The organism is Gimesia panareensis (assembly GCF_007748155.1).
Lineage (GTDB): Bacteria > Planctomycetota > Planctomycetia > Planctomycetales > Planctomycetaceae > Gimesia > Gimesia panareensis.
Map to the genome: position 1 here is coordinate 3,439,755 of NZ_CP037421.1, position 19,345 is coordinate 3,459,099.

Consider the following 19,345-nt stretch of genomic DNA (forward strand, 5'->3'; position numbering starts at 1 on the left):
AGGACGGCCTACATCGTCCTGCCGCCATCGACGACCAGCATCTGCCCGGTGGAGAGTGACGTCCCCAGCGCGAGATAGACCACCGTATCCGCAATGTCTTCCGGCAGGGCAGGGCGGGGGATCGGGTACTCGGAAGTCATCTCCGCCAGCTGTTCGTCGGTCATCACCCGCTTGAGCCAGCGGCTGTCAATCGGGCCGGGACAGACGGAGTTCACGCGGATCTCCGGCCCCAATGCGCGGGCCAGTGATTTCGTCATCGTATTGAGCGCCCCCTTGCTGGCACAGTAAGGAACGCTCGAACCGCGTCCGTCGATGCCTGCTGTCGAACTGACATTCACTGCCGCACCGATTTCGCTCTCGCGCAGCAGATGTGCCGCAGCCCGGATGCAGAAGAACGGCCCTTTGAGATTCACACCCAGCAGACGATCCCAGATCGCTTCGGTCACCGCATCCAGATCGTTGTGCTCGATGAATTCGGTCGTCCCCGCATTGTTCACCAGCACATCCAGCCGCCCCCATTTCGTTTCGACTTCACTCACCATCGCTTTGACAGCGGCATCATCGCTCACATCACACTGAATCAGCAGTGCCTGCACACCGATCTCTTCCACCAGTGTTTTGGTCTCCTGGGCTTCTGCCTCGCTCTGCGAATAGTTGACAACGATATCAAATCCTTCTTCTGCCAGCCTCAGGGCACAGGCGCGGCCTACACCCGTAGCAGAACCGGTAATCAGCGCAACGTAATTTTCATTCATCTATGAATTCCAGTGAAAAGTTTCATTAAAAAAGTTGGTTCAGCAGAGCTTAACTGCAGGGATTGGCTTCCACAACGCCCCAGTCGACTTCAATCCCCAGTCCCGGCGCTTCGGGCAGCGTAATCACCGGGCCTTCAATCTGCAGCGGATTTTTGACGACGGAGATCTCGTGGTATTCCGGTCCCAGAATGTCCCCGGGGTACTGTTCGATATTCATATTCGGACAGGCGATCACCGAATGACACATCGCAGCCGAGGCGATATCCAGTTCCAGGTTCGAACCGATGCTGCAGGGAATGCCATGTTCAGCCGAATATTCCACAATCGCCACTGTCTTGCTGATGCCGCCGTTTTTACCGGGATAGACGTTGATCACATCGCAGGCGTCGTTGCGGATACACTCTTTCGCATCCGCCAGGTCAAAGCAGATGTCATCCGCCATGATTTCCGGCTTGATCGCCCGGCGCACTTCGGCCAGCGCGGCAAAATCCCCCCGGGGAGTGGGCTGTTCGAACAGCGCCACATTGTACTCTTCCATTCGCTCCATCGCGGCAATCGCGGTCGCGGCATCCCAGCCCGCGTTCGCATCAATCGTCAACTCCAGATCAGGGCCCATCGTTTCCCGCACCATTTTCACGCGGGCCACATCGTCATCCGGATTCGTTCCCACCTTGACCTTGATCGTGGTGAAGCCGGCCGCCACCAGTTCCTTCGTCCGTCGTTCGGCCCGTTCCAGCGAATACGCGCCCATCGAAAACCGGCACTTGATCGACCGGCTGCGGGCAGCGCCCCCCAGCAGTTCATACACCGGCTTGCCCGCCTCTTTCCCCTTGATGTCCCAGCAGGCCATCTCAATCGCTGACTTGGCAAACCAGTTCCCCTGGGCAATTTTGTCCATAATCTGATTCACGCCGTCGATGTCGCATGGATCATGGCCCAGCAGCAGGGGAGTGAAGATGCGATCCACGATCGACTGGGCACTCCAGACCGTCTCGCCACTCCAGCGGGAAATGACCGTCGCTTCGCCGGCCCCTTCGATGCCGGCGTCCGTTTCCACCCGTAACACCAGGTACTCAGAGACATCATGTTTCCCCAGCGCCGAGATCATCCGGCGTTCCGGTTTGAGGGGGATGCGTACGGGAAAGGTCTTGATCGCGGTAATCTTCATGGCTGGTCGTCTCGCTTCCTTTCAGAGTGAGTGGGAACTCAAACATCAACCGGCGCGGGTTGCGGATGGTCGCCCCCATGATACCAGAACCGGTTTCAATCAGGAATCAACAGCCGCGCAGAGAACAGAAAAATACTCTGCACCGGGTGCTCCCGAATGAAATTCGGGATTGCCGCAGGCAACAGGAGGTTGCAGTATACACATTGTATGGAGAGAAAACGTGACTCACTCTATCTACGATCAATCATCGAAAATGCAAACTTAATTCGCAAGTTCTCACAGCAACCTCCTGCTCGCTGCGCTCGGCCCGAATGTACATTCGGGCTCACCCGGTCTCGAGAAGATTTGATCGGTACCCACAGTTGAATTACCGACCCCATTCCGCTAAAAGCAACGTACAGTCAAAGCCTCTCTCCCATTTTATTGAAATCAGCGAGTTTTCCGTGTCAGCACTGTCCGACCGTCTCCCCACCACCGCACAGCGCATCCTGGAAGGGATCGAAAAAGGACTCCATACCGGCGTGCAGATCTATGTCTCTCTCCAGGGAGAAACCATCGCGGATACCGGCATCGGCGAAGCCCGGCCTGGTGTCCCCATGACCGCCAAGACAATCAATCTCTGGCTCTCGGCTGGCAAACCGCTGACCGCGATGGCCATCGCCCGACTCTGGGAGCAGGGACAGCTGAGTCTCGACGACCGCGTCACCCGGTTCATCCCCGAGTTCGGCACTCACGGCAAAGAACCGATCACGCTGCTGCACATCCTCAATCACACCGCCGGCTTTCGCAATGTCGATCCGGGCTGGCCCGAACTGAGTTGGGAAGAATCGATTCTCCGCATCTGCGAAGCCCCGCTCGAAGACAACTGGCAGATCGGTAAAACTGCCGGCTATCATGTTTCGTCCAGCTGGTTCATTCTGGGCGAAGTCCTGCAGCGGATCACCGAAACACCTTATCCCCAGGCGATGCGGGAACTGATCCTCGAACCCCTGGGCATGACCAATAGCTGGCTCGGCATGCCCGAAGAGGTCTACACACAGAACAAAGACAACATCGCCTACGTGTACCAGCGAGACAAAGGGGAGATGCTGCTCACCGACTGGCACGAAGCCCCGCGGTGTGTCAAACCTTCCCCGGGCGGCAACGCCCGTGGGCCGATCCGTGAACTGGGCTGGTTCTACGAATGCCTGCTCAATTCTGGTATGCCCCTGTTTGAACCGCAGACGGTTGAAACCATGACCACCCGGCACCGCATTGATGAATTCGACCTGACACTGCAACACAAGGTCGATTACGGCCTCGGCTTCATCGTCAATTCGAATCGCTACGGTGCCCGGACGGTGCCCTACGGATTTGGTGAAGCCGCTTCGGAACCCACGTTTGGACACGGCGGCTCACAGTCCTCCATCGCCTTTGCCGATCCCGAGCGGGAACTGGTCGTTGCCGTCGTGGCCAACGGCAGACCAGGCGAACCCAAACACCAGCGCCGCGCGAAAGAAATCAACGACGCCATCTACACCGACCTTGGACTGGGTTAGTAACCAGGGAAGCGATCCAATTGAGTTGTAGGGGCAGGCCTGTGTGCCTGCCCGCCTCGCGATATACAATCTGGATCAAGCGAGGAACGGAACAAAGAAAAACGGGTGAGCCCGAATGTACATTCGGGCCGAGCGCAGCGAGCAGGAAGTTGCGATAGGAACTTGCAATTTCAGTTCGCATTTTCGATGCTTGATCACAGATCGAGTGAGGCACGTTTTCTCTTCGGACAACGGGAGAGCTGTGACATCCTGTTGCCTGCGGCAATCCCGAATTTCATTCGGGAGCACCCGGGGTTGATTTCTCAATCAGAGAATGAGTGGAATCCCTACGGCGCCACCGCACCCACATACGGTTTCATCCCGCCGGGCGTACCGGCGACTTTGCGGGCCGGGTTATCCGGGGCAGGGGCCAGGAACTTGTCATCGCCGGGCGTCGTCGAGACAAAATCGTTCAGCTTGGCGTCTCCCTGTTTGCCTTTGTTCTTGAACAGATTGAGCTCATTGGCTGGCACAGGCTTGGGGGCAGTGCGGGAAGAGTAGTTCTCCTGGGCTTTCAGCATCTTCGCCCAGAGCTTCGGATCGTTATTCTGTTCGACTTTTGCTTCTTCCCCTTCAATGGTCGAAAACAGATTGCGTGAAATCTCGACCAGTTCACTGTCGGGCGTCGGCATCGCGGTAATCACAATTCCAGATTTGGCGATAAAGAACGTATTGTTGGTCAGCTTCAGGCTGCTGAAGGTGTACCCCAGCGATTCAAATTGAATCCCCGTCATGCTCTCAGAGAAGATACACTCCTTGATGTGCGTATCCCGCACACTGGACGAGAACCGGGCCCCGATCTGCATCGCTGTCAGACAGCGTACATTGGACATCACGATTCCACTGTTGGTCTCGCCGGTAAAATCGAGGCCGACCGCCTGGGGACTGCCCGCTTTCAGACTGACATTCTCCAGGGTGAACGGTTCATTCCCCAGTCCGGACACTCCTTTTGTCAGAACTCCTGTCGCCTGAAAATCATTGACCTTCAGATTTTTCAGGCTGGTCCCCACCAGGTACTCTGACAGCTCAATCGCCACCTTTTTCCCTTGCGCCCGAATCAGAAATCCATCGATCGTCAGCCCTTCGATGCCCTTCAGCTGAATCACCGCTTCCGGTCCCTCGGGCGCCAGGATCACCGGTTTGCCGCTCTCCGCGACAATCGTAATCCCCTTGGGAAAACTGATATTGGAATTATCAACCTGAATCCGCTCTTTGAGTTCCTGGCCGGCGACGACTTTGATTGTGTACTGCTTGCTGTCGACGCCAAATGTTTTCCCGAAGACGATCTGAATGTCTTTCAACGCAGCGGCAATCGTTTTGTATTTTTCTTCCGGGCCCACCTTGATCTCATCCGGCAGGCTGTCCGGTTCGGGCGGCGGTTCCGGTTCTGTCTTTTTGTCAGCGACTGGCTCGGGAGCGGGCTTCTCACCCTCACCACCGGAGAGTGCAAACATCACCACACCAGCGATCAGCACAATACCAATGCCGCCACCGATCAGCGCCGGCAGCATCCATTTGCGTCCTCCGATCACGGCTTCCGCGGGAGCGGCCTCTTCCACCACTTCCGCTTCCGCCTCATCCACCTCCGCTTCCATGATGACCGAATCATCGGGCAGCGCTTCCGCAACCGGTACCGATTTTTTCGCAGGCTTCTTCACGGGCTTCGCGACGGGTTTCGCCACCGGCCTGGCTTCGGGTTTTGCCACCGGTTTTGCGACCGGCTTCGCCACAGGTTTCGCAACTGGCTTCGCGACTGGTTTCTCCGCGGGAGCCTCCGCTTGAATTTCTTCTGCTGACGATTTCACAGCCGAACTGCCGGCAATCCGCGTGGAAGCGGTGCTGATCTTGTCCTCCGGCAGGACAGAGGAATCGCGAACATTGGAATTGGCCGGCTGGAGCAGTCCCGGATTCCGTTGCGGTTTGGGGGCTTCTGTTTTAGGGCTCTCCGGCTTCACTTCTTTCGCAATGCCGGATTCTTCTTTCAGGTTGGATAGAAACGCGGCCAGCTCCGGATTCTGATTCTCTTTCTCCGCGACACTGGAATCCACCTGGGTCAATCCGACTCCCGAACCGACGCCACTGCTCAGATTGTTCTGCCGCCACTCTTCATCCGTATGGTTCTGCAGCCACTCATACAACGCAGCTGCGGTTTCCTGGGCGGTCTGGTAACGATCTTCCCGATCTTTGGCCATCATCTTGTTCAGAATCTGCACCAGATCTTCCGGCGTATCGGGCCGGTCGTCGGTCACCGGGGGTGGCTCTTTGGTCTGATGTGCCATCAATCGCTGTGCCAGCGAACCCTCGGTGAAGGGGGGATGCCCCGTCAGCAGAAAATAGAGCGTGCACCCCAGACTGTAGATGTCGGCCCGCGAATCGACCTGGTGACTGTCAATCGCCTGTTCGGGGGCCAGGTAGTCTGCCGTCCCCAGCACCTTTTCATCGTGCGCGATGGTCAGCGATTTGTCCTCCCCCTCATGGAAGAATCGGGCCAGCCCCAGATCGAGGATCTTGACGACCCCTTTCGAATCGACGAGCAGGTTGCCCGGCTTCACATCGCGGTGCACCATATCGGCTTCATGGGCATGTGCCAGCCCGTTTGCCGCCTGACGGATGTAATTCACTGCGTCTCGGAAATCGAGAATCCCCGTCTTGTTGACGATTTCCTGCAGATCTTTCCCGTCGACATATTCCATCACCAGGAAATGGATTTCGGCGTCGTTTTCTTTTTCGTGATCGACATCGTACGCACGGACAATATTCGGATGGTCCAGCGAAGCGACCGCCTGGGCCTCGCGATGAAAACGGGCCAGGTAGGAAGCGTCATTGACCCGCTTGGAAGGCAGGACTTTGATGGCACAACGCCGCCGCATCAGCACGTGTTCGGCCAGGTAAACCGAACTCATGCCCCCTTTACCGACCAGATCCAGCAGGCGATATTTCCCGAGGAAAAATCCTTTGTGCTTTCCCTGCAACAGTTTATTGGCCTGCCAGCGCGTCAGCAGAGAACGCGCAATCAGCTCTTCAGCGATCTGACTGGGTTCCCCCAGTTTTTTATCCTGCTCCTGATATTCTGCGAGGAGCTTTTTCAGCTGATCGACCGATACCAGACCGCTTTGCTTCACCAGGTTCAGAAAACCCTCGGCCGTTTGTTTACCTGCCATTCTTTACCAATTCGTTCAACGTGTCCATCGATGAAACTCTCATCTCCGCGGGGCTATAGTAACACTCTAGCATCAGATTTAATGACTGACCAGTATTGGTTTAAGGAATATCCCGAATCCTCGTGAATGCGAAAAAGCACACTCAGAGCGGCCAGGGACGGGAAACGGTCATCCGATGTTTTGAACACTAACATCCCGTTTCACATCTCCACCCTGGACCTGCTCCAGTAAAACAGATAAAACCGGGAAGAGATTTAAAAAGCAGGGCAATTGACTATAATATTTGGCGTCAGGATTCGATTAATAGAGAAAGGACAGTTCAGGGACAGGACTGACAGCATACTGGGACGGATCAGGGAACACAGATGAGTACGATTACACATAAAGAAGAACTACCACCGGGGCTGCCTTTTCTAGGTAACTCCATGTTATTTCTAGGCTTATCCATACTGGCACTCTCCTTCATCGGCACAGAGTGGCTCCCGTTTCAGATGCCGCGTTCCTGGTATTCGAGCCCTTCGATCTGGAAACTGCTCGCCCTGGGACTCTCCGGAGCGGGAATTGTCATTCTGAATCGGGTCTCCCGGATGGAAATGAAAAAACAGCAGCGGCAGCCCGAAATTGTGACACAGGCAGACTGGATCCCCGAAGAACCGGGACGGCGTTTTGAGACACTGACCGTCTATACCAAACAGGATTGTCCACTTTGCGAAGAAGCGGTCGATATCCTGGAAGACTATGCCGCGTATCTCCCCGAATGGGAATTAATCGATATCTACAGCGATCCGGCACTCGTCGAAAAGTTTGGCACCTGTGTCCCCGTTGTGCTCATTGACGGCAAAATCCGCTTCCGCGGACGGATCAATGAAGTTCTGCTGAGGCGACTGATCGTCGCTTCACCGGTGACGAAAGCCATTCGCCAGAAGTGCGGCTGCAACAAACAGGGCTGCGGCTGCCAGAGTCAGAAATCGTCTGCCGAATCCTCCGGATGCGGTGGACAGTGCCGTTGCGCTTAACGGTCTTTCGTAACCATTCAGTGTCGAAAAACAGGGCAGGGGCCCTAAATTCGGTGGAGCCGTTGTTGTGATTCGACAATAAATGAGATAAATTACAGAAATCAAAGACAGCTTTCTCGGGAGCAACGGGCCCGATTTAAATAGACTCTCATCACATTAGGCCAATAGACCATGTCGTCTGAAATCTCATTGAAGAATTCTAAAATCCTCATCGCAGATGATAATCATCAGAACTGTGAACTGCTCGATGCCTACCTGCTGGATGAAGGCTACGAAACCTTCATGGCCTACGATGGAAAAGAAACCCTGGAGAAAGTCGCTGAAATCGAACCTGACCTGATCCTGCTCGACATCATGATGCCCAAGCTCAGCGGTTATGAAGTCTGTGCCCAGCTCAAGCAGAGTGAGGAAACCAGGGACATTCCGATCCTCGTGATTACCGCGCTGAGTGAAATGGGTGACATTGAGAAATCGGTGCAGGCCGGCTGCGACGACTTTTTAACCAAACCCGTCAACCGCATCGAACTGACGACACGCGTCCGTTCACTGTTACGCGTTCGCCACCTGACCAATGAACGCGATCGACTGCTGGCCTACCTGGCGGAAGTGGAAGGCTCGACCAAATCGGCTTCCAGTGATTCATAACCAGTCAGTGCAGACGGTTTTCCCTGCTGAAAGTCTGCCTGTTCTGTTCCTGTATAAATCCGCTCCATCTCCACTCTTTCGGGACGATGGAACTCGCTGATCTTTTCGATAGATGTTAATCCGCTATCGATCTTTTTAATTAGAAAACTCTCATGAGTGATTCTTCGCCCTCCGTCTCCGACGCGAACGGGGACACCGACACACAACCATTACCGCGCGTCCTGCTCAAGCCGCGCCGTGCACTCCCGTTCTTCGGTCGACACCCCTGGGTGTTCGCCGGTGCCATCTCCCGCATGGAAGGGAATCCCCAGCCGGGAGACGAAGTCATCCTGCAGACCGAGCGCGGCGAATTCATCGCCCGGGGCCTGTTCAACCCGCACAGCAACATTCGCGTCCGGCTCTACTCCTGGAACGAAGACCAGCCCCTGGATGACGCGCTCTGGACCGAGCGCCTCTCCCAGGCGGTCGCACTCCGCGAAGCGACCGGGCTGCTCGACAACTTCGAAACATCCGGCTGCCGCCTCGTCTTCAGCGAAGCCGACCAGCTCTCCGGGCTGACCATCGATCGCTATGGTGCCTGGTTCCTGGTCCAGTTTTCCAGCCTGGCTCTCTCCCGGAAACAGGATCTCGTGATTCGCTTCCTCAAAGACCGTTTCCCCTGCAAAGGGATCTGGCTCCGCACAGAGAAGGGCATCCGCGAAGCAGAGGGGCTGGAAATCTCCGACCAGCTGCTGGATGGCGAAACGCCGCCTCCGCACTTCTTCCTGGAAGAGAACGGCATTCGCTACGGCATGAACATGGTCACCGGGCAGAAGACCGGCTTCTATCTCGATCAGCGCGACAACCGACTGGCGGCCGCACGCTACCTCAAAAATCATCGCGTCCTGGAAATGCACTGCTACACCGGCGCCTTCGCGCTGAATGCGGTCATCAACGGACAGGCACAGTCCGTGCAGGCCTATGACGCGTCCCAGGCCGCCATCGAACAGGCCACCGCGAACGCGGAACTGAACGGCGTCGGCAACCGGATTCGTTTTCAGGCGGGGAAAGCTTATGCCGTCCTCGAACAGTTAAACGAGCAGGGGGAGCAGTTCGATTCGGTCATCCTGGATCCCCCGAAGATGGCCCGGCACCGCAGCGGCGTCAAGCAGGCGCTCAAAGGCTATTTCAGCCTGAACCGTCTCGCGCTGGAGGTCCTTAAACCGGGAGGTATCCTGGTTACCTGCAGCTGCTCCGGCCTGGTCACCCAACAGGACTTTCAGCAGATGCTGGCCTCGGTCGCGCAGCACACCGGACGCCACATTCAGGTCCTGGAAGAGCGGGGCCAGCCGGCCGATCACCCGGTTTCCCCCAGCTGCCCCGAAAACCATTACCTGAAATGTTTCATCTGCCGTGTGCTCTGATGTTTGACGATCGGCTACAGACGGCTTAAGAAAGATTTACGTTTTTTTGTCACGAACCCTGAAGATCCAAACCCATGTCGCGTCGCTCTAAAAAGAAACAACGCTCACAGAAACTGCTGCCCCCTCCCGAGCAGGTGCTGCTCGATTTCCTGAAAGCAGACTGGCAGCCCGCACGCGCGCTCTGTTTTCAGCCCAGCCCCCAACCGCTCACCACCGAACTCCTGAAACGCACCGACCTCCAGGCGCAGCTCGACTGCTTCAGCTTCGACAAAGCCGTCAGTACGCAGATCGAACAGCAATGCACTCAGCTGCAGGCCGACGAGACACTCTCCCTCACAGCCAGTTTCCAGTGTCTCTGCGACAGTGAATTTCCGGAAACGGATTACGACTCCGTACTGCTGCCGCTTTCGCAGCAGTTCTCCGATGAGTATGTCCGTGACCTCACACTCTCTGCCATCCGCAGTCTGGGCACCGGCGGTACGCTGACCATCGCCTCCCCGCGCAGCAAGGATTACGAATACCACAAGTTTCTACAGTCCCTGTTCGCCAAAGTCACGCGGGTGGTCTCCGAGGCAGGCATTATCTACCAGGGCAGGAAACAGCAGGACGCTCCTGCAAAGAAAACATTCGAAGATGAATTTGCGATTCGGGAAGGGGAACGGCTGCTCTACGCCTGCACGGTTCCCGGCGTCTTCAGCCACCGACGTCCGAACCAGAGTGCCCGCACACTGATCAACCTGATGGAACTCACCGACGGTTCAAATATCTTGAATCTCGACTGCGGTTCGGGAATCGTCTCTTTCGCGGCTGCCGCCCGTTGTCCCGCTGCCAGCGTGCATGCCGTCGATACGAACGCCCGCGCTGTCCGCTGTGCAGAGCAGGGGATCGCGAAAAACGAACTTACGAACGTTCGCGTCGAACTCATCAGCGGAGAAGCGGACATTGCACAGGAAGCCTACGACTATCTGCTCACGAACAAATCCTACTTCACCAGCGAAGAGCAGGGGGAGCAGTTTCTGCAACTCTGCCTGAGGACGCTCAAGCCAGGAGGCCTGCTGCAGTTCTCAACCAAACAGTATCAGTGGTACGCCCATCGTCTGCTGGACCTGTTTACTGATGTCGCCATCGACGGGGCCGTACATCATTTCATGCTCAGTGCCCGCAAACCGGAATAGCAGCGACACGACTTCAAATCGGGGACCGTTGATCTGTCCCCCGAATTCAATTTGATCGCGCATCACGCAGCAGAACATTTTCATACTTTCGTTGTTTTTTTCTGATCTTTTTCCAAGCAAATCGCGTTGACAACGAACAACGAATGTGAAAATATCACTTTTAGTAACTGATAAAACTACTTGCAGTCACTAGAGATACTGAAAGTTTAGTAGTTCAGATTGCTCTATCCAGAAGGAGGCCGTTATGTCATTATTCCTGTCAATTGCTGTCCTCGCTTCCACGCCACAGGATCTTCAAAGGAATGAACAGCCAGTCGAGGCTGCAAGACCACAGATGACATTGAATTTTACGACCTTCGACCAGCTGGCCGATTCGCTTTCTTCCCGGGTCCAGACGGGAACGCTGCTGTTCAGCAAAGGGGACTGCCTCGCCGTCCGGATTTTCACCCAGAGCCCTTACACGCACGTCGCCATGATCGTCATGCGGAATGGGGAGCCCGTCGTCTATGACAGTATGAACGGCACCGGTGCCCGCTGTCTGACTCTGAAAAACTATCTGAATACACAACGCCCCGCCACAATCCACGTCTTCCAGCCCCGGTCGGTCTTCAGTGAAGACATGACAGAGGAGTACGAACGTCTGCTCGACCAGAAGCTGGGCACTCCCTATTCGATCAAACATCATCTGACCGGCAAACGCACTAACGGCATTCACTGCGCGGAATACGCGATCGACGCGCTCTCCGCCTGTGACCTGATGCAGGCCAAGTCGCCTCCCAAGGTCTCGCCGGCTTCGCTGGTGAAGGGGATCGTCCAGGCACGTCGCTATGTGCCGGCCATCACATTTGAACTGGAAAAACCACCCGCTGTAGCAGAAAAGCCGCGCAACTGGTGCCACCAGCTCTGGATCGATACCAAAAACTGCACCTCGGCCTGCTGTGTCAAACTGCGGGGCTGGGTCCTCTGTCAGTAATCAGAGATTTTGCCGCCCGGCTTCCTTCGGGCCATCTTCTGTGAAATCTGGAAAGATCTCGAAACACTGCTTGAAACTGCGCAACCGGTCAGCGAAAATCGTCTCAAGAGACTTTTGTACCTCAGTGACCATCTTCGTACCAGGAAAGCGCCGAACCAATGCAGACCCGTCAGGCTCAGTTTTTCACATACATTCGTTTTTCAGCTCTCTCTACTGTGCTCGGTGTCACGTTCTTCGCGCTGACCTCCATCGGCCAGGCACAACAGCCGACAGGCGATCAGCCCGAGACGGCGTTTATTGAACGCGAAGCCATCACACTCAGACACCCGCGCGACTATTACGTCCCACTCAACCTGAAACCGGTCCGCGAACTGTCCATCGCTTCTCCCATCGAAGGCGTGATCCATTCCGTTGACGTACAGCCGGGCGACAAACCTGCCACCAAAGCGGTACTGGTTCGACTGGAAGCAGCGATTCCCCAGGCGGAAGTCGCCCGGGCACAAGCGGCCCTGGTTCTCGCCCGCGAAGAACAGAAAAACGCAACCGGGAAAGCCGCCTCGGTAGCCAAAGCCAATGTCGCTCTGGCGGAGGCCGAACTGAACATCGCCAACATCCGCCTGGAGCAGACCACAATCCGGGCCCCCTTTGAAGGGGAAGTGTTCCGCGTCCTGGTCTCCCCCGGTGCGTATGTCAGAGCAGGGGACCCCCTGCTGGAACTGGGGGACACCTCGAAGCTCAAAGTAGAAATCCCCCTCGCACGAGACCAGGCTCTGGCCGGAAACAAAATTGACTTGAGTGTCGAAGACCAGGCGACCCAGGGCACCGTGAACCAGGTGCTCCCTCTGGCTGCACAATTCGAAAAACTCCGTGACCTGGCCAGTTCGATCACATCCGCTGTTGTCGTGCTGGACAATAAAGAGAATCAGTTCCGGCCGGGGCAGTCGGTCAGTGTCAACCTGATTCCACGTTATCCGATTGCAGAAATCCCCACGGTCGCCGTGAAAAACAGCCCGGAAGGGGAACGAAAAATTCAGGTCATTCGTGAAAATGTGATCAGAGAGCTGAAGCCACAGATTCTCGGACAGGTAGGTCCCGAACGCCTGTACGTTTCTGCGGCTTTCAACAAAGACGATGAGATTGTCGTGAGCAGCACACAGCCCCTGGTCGATGGGGCCAGCCTGCAACCGGTGACCACCGTCGGGAAAACCAAGGCCTCATCCACAACCCCCACAGGCAGTCAGCCTGCAAAACCACCTGAAAAAAAGGTCAGCTTTTAAAATCCATTGTTTCGTTGAGCTGGCAGCCACGTTACACTATAAACTTGCAGAAGAAAGTCCTGTCTCACAGCGATTTCGCGAAGCTCACTTCAGGTTCGTCTGAGAACTCGGGTTTCAGCACCGCATTGTCATCCGTTACAATGAATGCAGGATTTATCCAGTCGGATCACTAACAAGCAAGAGGTTGCGCAGTGGCTGATACAGAAACGACAGAAACAGAAAATGATAAAATCGTTGATGAGTATGAACTCGTCAGTCTCATTGCCGATGGTACGTCGACTCAGGTCTGGGAAGTCAAAGAACAGGGGGGCGCGACCACATTCGCCATGAAGCGGATGCTCCCCGAAGCGATGAAGAAACCCGAAGTCATCGCCACGATGAAACTGGAGGCCAAAGTCGGAGCCGCCCTGGATCACCCCAATCTGATCCAGCTGCATAAGTACGTCAAAAACAAAAAAAACGCGTACCTGGTGATGGATTACTTCCGCGCACCAAACCTGCGATCCCAGATTTCGAGTGATCGCCTCAGTGTTCAGAACCGCTTGCGCAAGCTGATTGAATCCACCGCCATGGCTTTGGGCCACATGCACGACAAAGGCTGGGTCCACAAGGATATCAAACCGGAGAATATTCTGATCAGCAAAAGCTCCGAAGTGAAAATCATCGACTTCGGGCTCGCGGTGCCCGTTGCCAAGGGAATTGGCAAACTGTTCGGGAAACCCAAAGCCGTACAGGGAACCCGTTCCTATATCGCTCCGGAAACCATCAAGAAACAACCGCTCGGACCGGGAGCGGATATCTACAGCCTGGGAATTACCATCTATGAAATCCTGACCGGCAAAACGCCTTTCCACGGCGAGAACCCCAAGGAAGTGCTGCTGAAACATATCTCCGAACGCGCGGCTCCGCCTTCCAGCATTAACCCGAACGTCACACCGGAGATGGACGAATTCATCTTGAAGATGCTCGCAAAGAAACCGGAAAACCGTTTCCTTTCGATGGATGAAGTCGTCTCCTCGATCCGCAATCTGAAAATGTTCAAAATGGAAATCTCCGAAGTGCTGGCCCAGGAGAAAGCGGAAGCGGAACAGGCCGAAAAGGAATCGATGCAGGAAAAACGGCTCGACAGTCGTGCCGATGCCCGCCTGTCCGAACTGATGAAAGAAGATCCGGAAATGGCCAAACAGCTGATTGCCCAGCGCGAAGCCTTGAATAAATCCAAATCCAAGCCCAAACCAGCACCGCCCGCACAGAAAAAGCCGCAGCAACAGCAGCCACAACAACCGCCGCAGCCCATGCCCGGTGGATATCCGCCACAGTATCAGCAGCCCATGTATCCGCCTCAGCCGATGCCCGGGCAGCCGATGCCATATCCACCACAGTACCAGGGGCAGCCCATGCCTCCCGGAGGCTATCCGCCGCCAGGCTATCCACAGCAACCCTATCCGCCGCAGCAGCAGCCTTATCCCCAGCAGCCGCCTCAGCAACCGATGCCGCAGCAACAACAGCCGCCTCAGCAGCAGCCGCAGCAACCTCAGGCCCCGGCACCACAGCAGCCGGCTCCCACAGGCCAGCAGCCACCGGCAACACAACAACCACCTCAGGCAGCGCCTCCTCAGCAGCAACCACCGGCTCCCCAGCAGCCTGCTGCCCAAAAAGAGGAAGAAAAAGAGCAGAAATCCCGAAACGACGATGATCTGCCTTTCATGGAAGAATTGCCGGATGTGATCTGAAAAAGATTAAATCTTGCAAGAATCGCTTGCATCCGCCAAAATGCCTGACATGTTTAAATAATCAACTACTCATTCTTACGTGGTCCCATACATATTATGTCCGTAACGACTCAGCTTGCATTCGAACGCCCCATTTACGAACTGGAAGAACAGCTCAAGAAAATCGAGCAGGAACCCAATCCCACCGCCAACACCAAAGATGCCATCCGTAACATGCGCCTGGAAATCACACGCATGAAACGTGAGATCTTTGAGAACCTGGACGCCTGGGAGACGGTCATGGTCGCCCGTCACCAGGAACGGCCACAGACCCTGGATTACCTGGAACTCGTCTTCGATGAGTTCGTCGAACTGCACGGCGACAAAGCGATGGGGGACGACCGGGCCATTCTGACCGGCTTCGCCAAGCTCGACGGCCAGAAGGTCATGTTCGTCGGACAGCAGAAAGGACGCACGCTGCAGGAACGCACGGAATGCTATTACGGCTGTGCCCATCCGGAAGGTTACCGCAAGGCCCTCTCCAAGATGAAGATGGCTGAGAAATTCGGCATCCCGATCATCTGCCTGATTGATACCCCCGGTGCTTATCCGGGCATCAAAGCGGAAGAACACGGACAGGCCTACAACATCGCCCTCAACCTCCGCGAAATGGCACTCCTCAAGACCCCCATCATCTGCGTCGTGATTGGCGAAGGGGGCTCCGGCGGGGCCCTCGGCATCGGCATCGGAGACCACATCTCCGTACTGCAGTTCGCCTACTATTCTGTGATCACTCCGGAAGGCTGTGCGGGCATCCTGTGGAAAGATGTGAAATTCGCCAACGAGGCCGCCAACGCTCTCAAATTCACCAGCCAGAATCTGTTCAACCTGGGCATCATTGATGAAGTCATTCCGGAGCCTTTGGGGGGTGCACATCGCGATCATCGCCAGATGGCAACCGCGCTCAAAGCATCGCTCTCGAGCAATCTCAAAAACCTGACAGGCATCCCCAGAGACGAACTGGTTGACCGGCGTTACGAGAAGTTTCGCAAGATCGGCATGTTCCACGAAACCGGGGAACCCGTCTGAGACAACGGGGCTTTTCAACCGCCTGCATTCACCTGTGAAATACAGGACTCCTGATACGGTAGATCCTGAAAAGCACCCCACAACGAACGTCCGATAATGTCCGTTATGTTAAGTTCGGGGCTGTTTTCAGCCTGTTTTTACAGGGTCTGTGATTTCCCCTGTTTCAGCCCCCGTCGATCGCCTGTATGGCAATCTAACTCGCAACCAGATCGTTCTTGAGGCCGCGAGAATCAGCTCTCCGTGCCTCTGAAAACGATCTTTAACTTTACCTGCGTTGCACGCTTTGCATCCGCTGCTGCAGCGCTGCACCCAGCGAATTCAAAGGCACCCGTTGCAACTGCAATTGACGCAAGACACGGGTATCTAAAGGCGTGGTCACATCGGTCTGTGGATCGGGGTCTCCCCCGTCCAGCAGCAGGTCTGTTTTCCAGTCCCTCAGCACCGCCATCACCACCTGGTCCGGCAGTCCTGACAGGTTCAGTTCAAACTCTTCGATGAGTGAATTCTGGGCCTCAGGATAGTCCGAATAGACGGCTGCAATTTTCTTCAAAAGCTGCGTTCGCTCGCTGGCGAGCTGCTGCGTTCCATTGGCCCCGAAAGTCGAATTATTTGTCGGCACAGCAGCCTGTGGCTGACCGTCCTGCCATTCGCTGGTGACTCTTCGCAGCACGCCCGGAATCTGGGATTTCAACTGGTTCGCAAACTGCTCCCGATCCTCCGGAGCCGTCGAGTTGTAGGCTTCAATAATCTTGTCTTCCAGCTCGCCCCGCAGGTAGCTGGGAATCCGCTTCAGGATGTCTTTCAGCAGCGAATCCTGGTTGGTCGTCCGTACGTCTGATCCACTCCCACCCGGCTTCTCAAAAAACGGGCTGGGCAGATCATTGGATCCTGGCGGAAACGGATTGTCGTCTGCGTGCTGATGATTATCATGAAAGACATCGTCATCATCATGGTGCATCGGCACTCCGGGATAGTTCAATTTGACCAGACACTCATCCAGCAGCTCGTGCAGCTCCGCAGGCATCACCGGCGCCATCTCATTGAGCATTACCGCAGCCGCATAACCACTGTGCGATTTGAGCACGGCTGCCCGAGCAGTTTCGGAAATCGTAATCAGGAAGAAAATCAGGAACAGGCTGAACACAACCCCTTTGAGCAGTCCCAGCACGGCTCCCAGGTGACGATCGAATTCATTGAACTTCAGCGAATCGATGGCCGACTTCAGACTGCGTGCCAGCGTAAACGAAATAAACGAGAAGCCGATGTAGATCGCCAGCATCGCGATCCAGCGATTCAGCGGCGGTTTGACGTTGATCATCGGCGCCAGATGCAGCGAAAGCGATTCAGCAAACGCGAAGCACAAGACCAGGGCGGCAATCGCAGCCAGCTGCCAGACCACTCCTTTCGAAGCGCCTTTCCAGACTGCGTAAATCAGAATCGCAACAATTAATAAATCAAACCACATTGTGACATCCTGTCAGTACGGTGCGTCCATAAACGAGTTTCGGGGTGGCCCTCCCCCCTGCCGGTACTCCCCCGATTTTTCTGAAAAATGAGAGCAGGGGATTATAGGTAAAAATCCGGGTCAGCGCAAAGCCCAGATTTTTGCTCAAATATAGTAGTATCAGAGTCGCCTTTTGCCTGGTTTCACACTTGAGCAAAGCAGGGGGCAATCGTCAAAATGATTCCCCGGGAAACCGGCACACCTCCGATCCTGACAGTTTCACTAAAACTGCTTGCGGCTGTCCAACAGCAGAGTAATTGGGCCGTCATTCACCAGTTCCACATCCATATGTTCCTGGAAGCGTCCCGTTTCGACCGTGATACCGTGCCCTTTGACTTCCGCGACAAAGCTCTGATACAGCTCGTTCGCCTGTTCGGGACGCGCGGCATTCACAAAACTGGGCCGCCGGCCTTTACGACAGTCACCCAGCAACGTGAACTGGCTCACCACCAGCATCTTGCCATTCACATCCGCGAGCGCAAGATTCATTTTTCCTTCTGCATCTTCGAAGACACGCAACCCCACGGTTTTCTGCGCCAGATAAATCACATCATCCTGGGTATCGCTCTGTTCGACCCCCAGCAAGACCAGAAACCCCTGCTCGATCTGTCCGGTAATTTCACCGTTCACGGTCACACTCGCACGGGACACACGCTGCACAACGGCTCTCAAGTTGTCTCTCCTCGTCAGTTCACTTTTTCAACAAGTCAGTCCGTCATCCCGCGCGAACAGGAAAACGCATCCAGCGGCACATCGGTCGGTTCTTCACAGATCAACTGTCTGATCAACCGCGCGGTGATCGGCGAAAGCTGTAATCCATCCCGGTAATGTCCCGCCGCCATCAGCAGATTCTCATAACCGTCCACATATCCCAGGTAAGGCAACCCGTCGATCGACTTCGGTCGCAAGCCGGCCCACGCCCGTTCGAAGCGCGCCTGCTTCAATGCCGGCACCAGCGTCTGGGCGAATTCAATCAGCCCAGCCACTCCCTCTGCCGTATTCTGTTTGTTAAATCCGATGTCGCGTTCGGTCGATCCGATCAACAGCCGACCGTCACTCCGCGGCACCAGGTAGCGTTTGCCCGATTCAATCACCGCCTGGAACGGCAGCCTGTCCATCGACAGCAACACGATCTGTCCCTGAATCGGCACCAGCTCACACTTGAGCCCCAGCTGATTCAGAATTTCGGGAGACCAGGCCCCCCCGGCGATGATCGTCCGCCCTGCTCTTTGAATGCCAGCATACGTCCGCACGCCGGTCACTTTCGATCCGTCTCGTTTGAAACCGACGATCGGCGTCCCCGGCTCCAGCTTCACTCCGCGTTTGAGACACGCGGCCAGCAGCGCCTGCATGTGACGCGGGTTGCGCACCTGTCCCATGTCGGGCAGATAAAAGGCGGAAGGGATCTGCTCACTTAAATAAGGCGCCCGTTCCCGCAGCAGTGTCGCGTCGAGTTCTTCCAGCCGTACGCCCGTCTGCTTCCACTCATCGAGATACCCCTGCCAGTCCGGTGTATCAGTCGCATAAGCCACGTGCAGGCCGCCACAGTTGAGATAGCCGTTATCAACGCCCGACTCTTCCTGCAACTGCTGTGACCAGTCCGGCCAGAGTGGCTGACTGGCGGCTCGCAGCATGAGCCGCGGTGTCGTGGCAGATTCGCGATCCGCAGGAGGCAGCATCCCCGCTCCCGCCCAGGATGCTTCTTTTCCGAACTGCTGACGATCGAAGACTGTAACAGACAGTCCCTGGATTGCTAACTCATAGGCGATCGACAACCCGATCACCCCGCCACCAACGATATTGACATCCTGCATAAGAATCACGTGCCCTGGTCACACTCAAAAAAATCGAAACACTCTGCGCGTCGATTATAGCGGACCGCTGCCAGAA

Annotated in this window: 16 protein-coding genes; 10 read left to right on the forward strand and 6 right to left on the reverse strand. The window is 55.7% G+C overall.

Annotation, left to right across the window (positions count from 1 at the left end):
* Positions 1 to 8: 8 nt before the first annotated feature.
* The gene (locus Enr10x_RS13050) at positions 9 to 755 is read right to left on the reverse strand and encodes an SDR family NAD(P)-dependent oxidoreductase (RefSeq protein WP_145107103.1); all 747 of its coding nucleotides are present in this window, start codon (positions 753 to 755) and stop codon (positions 9 to 11) included.
* Positions 756 to 804: 49 nt separating this feature from the next.
* A complete protein-coding gene (locus tag Enr10x_RS13055; protein ID WP_145107100.1) occupies positions 805 to 1,923 on the reverse strand; it encodes a mandelate racemase/muconate lactonizing enzyme family protein in 1,119 nt (372 codons plus the stop codon).
* Between Enr10x_RS13055 and Enr10x_RS29935 the strand changes: the two genes are divergently transcribed.
* Together Enr10x_RS29935 and Enr10x_RS13060 are read left to right on the forward strand one after the other, a co-directional pair.
* Entirely contained in the window at positions 1,922 to 2,083 is a 162-nt protein-coding gene (locus Enr10x_RS29935) for a hypothetical protein (RefSeq protein ID WP_197996499.1), read from the forward strand. The genes Enr10x_RS13055 and Enr10x_RS29935 overlap by 2 nt on opposite strands.
* 283 nt (positions 2,084 to 2,366) lie before the next feature.
* Entirely contained in the window at positions 2,367 to 3,461 is a 1,095-nt protein-coding gene (locus Enr10x_RS13060) for a serine hydrolase domain-containing protein (protein WP_145107097.1), read from the forward strand.
* A gap of 326 nt (positions 3,462 to 3,787) precedes the next feature.
* Here the strand turns inward: Enr10x_RS13060 and Enr10x_RS13065 are convergent, their stop codons facing one another.
* Positions 3,788 to 6,661, reverse strand: coding sequence for a serine/threonine protein kinase (locus Enr10x_RS13065; RefSeq protein ID WP_145107095.1), 2,874 nt, complete (start codon positions 6,659 to 6,661; stop codon positions 3,788 to 3,790).
* A 365-nt stretch (positions 6,662 to 7,026) separates the two neighbouring features.
* Here Enr10x_RS13065 and Enr10x_RS13070 point away from each other — a divergent pair, with 365 nt between their 5' ends.
* The 8 genes from Enr10x_RS13070 (at position 7,027) to Enr10x_RS13105 (ending at position 15,951) form a co-directional block, all read left to right on the forward strand.
* Complete coding sequence (locus Enr10x_RS13070) at positions 7,027 to 7,677, forward strand: glutaredoxin family protein (protein ID WP_145107092.1); 651 nt, start codon at positions 7,027 to 7,029, stop codon at positions 7,675 to 7,677.
* 171 nt (positions 7,678 to 7,848) lie between these two features.
* On the forward strand, positions 7,849 to 8,322 hold the full coding sequence (locus tag Enr10x_RS13075) for a response regulator (protein ID WP_145107090.1): 474 nt from the start codon (positions 7,849 to 7,851) through the stop codon (positions 8,320 to 8,322).
* A 152-nt stretch (positions 8,323 to 8,474) separates the two neighbouring features.
* Positions 8,475 to 9,725 carry a class I SAM-dependent rRNA methyltransferase gene (locus Enr10x_RS13080; RefSeq protein WP_145107088.1) on the forward strand — a complete coding sequence of 417 codons (1,251 nt, stop codon included), beginning with the start codon at positions 8,475 to 8,477 and terminating at the stop codon, positions 9,723 to 9,725.
* A gap of 74 nt (positions 9,726 to 9,799) precedes the next feature.
* On the forward strand, positions 9,800 to 10,900 hold the full coding sequence (locus tag Enr10x_RS13085; RefSeq protein ID WP_145107085.1) for a methyltransferase: 1,101 nt from the start codon (positions 9,800 to 9,802) through the stop codon (positions 10,898 to 10,900).
* A 244-nt stretch (positions 10,901 to 11,144) separates the two neighbouring features.
* The gene (locus tag Enr10x_RS13090) at positions 11,145 to 11,873 is read left to right on the forward strand and encodes a YiiX/YebB-like N1pC/P60 family cysteine hydrolase (protein ID WP_145107083.1); all 729 of its coding nucleotides are present in this window, start codon (positions 11,145 to 11,147) and stop codon (positions 11,871 to 11,873) included.
* Between the two features lie 158 nt (positions 11,874 to 12,031).
* A complete protein-coding gene (locus Enr10x_RS13095; RefSeq protein ID WP_145449733.1) occupies positions 12,032 to 13,150 on the forward strand; it encodes an efflux RND transporter periplasmic adaptor subunit in 1,119 nt (372 codons plus the stop codon).
* Positions 13,151 to 13,341: 191 nt separating this feature from the next.
* On the forward strand, positions 13,342 to 14,883 hold the full coding sequence (locus Enr10x_RS13100) for a serine/threonine protein kinase (protein ID WP_145449736.1): 1,542 nt from the start codon (positions 13,342 to 13,344) through the stop codon (positions 14,881 to 14,883).
* A gap of 96 nt (positions 14,884 to 14,979) precedes the next feature.
* Positions 14,980 to 15,951 (forward strand): acetyl-CoA carboxylase carboxyltransferase subunit alpha, encoded by a 972-nt coding sequence (locus tag Enr10x_RS13105; RefSeq protein ID WP_145449739.1) that lies wholly within the window; start codon positions 14,980 to 14,982, stop codon positions 15,949 to 15,951.
* 265 nt (positions 15,952 to 16,216) lie between these two features.
* Here the strand turns inward: Enr10x_RS13105 and Enr10x_RS13110 are convergent, their stop codons facing one another.
* From Enr10x_RS13110 to thiO, 3 genes are all read right to left on the reverse strand, one after another.
* A complete protein-coding gene (locus Enr10x_RS13110; RefSeq protein ID WP_145107073.1) occupies positions 16,217 to 17,416 on the reverse strand; it encodes a CvpA family protein in 1,200 nt (399 codons plus the stop codon).
* A gap of 261 nt (positions 17,417 to 17,677) precedes the next feature.
* Positions 17,678 to 18,127 (reverse strand): D-aminoacyl-tRNA deacylase, encoded by a 450-nt coding sequence (gene dtd, locus Enr10x_RS13115; protein WP_145107070.1) that lies wholly within the window; start codon positions 18,125 to 18,127, stop codon positions 17,678 to 17,680.
* Between the two features lie 35 nt (positions 18,128 to 18,162).
* Complete coding sequence (gene thiO, locus Enr10x_RS13120) at positions 18,163 to 19,269, reverse strand: glycine oxidase ThiO (protein ID WP_145107068.1); 1,107 nt, start codon at positions 19,267 to 19,269, stop codon at positions 18,163 to 18,165.
* Between the last annotated feature and the right edge of the window lie 76 nt (positions 19,270 to 19,345).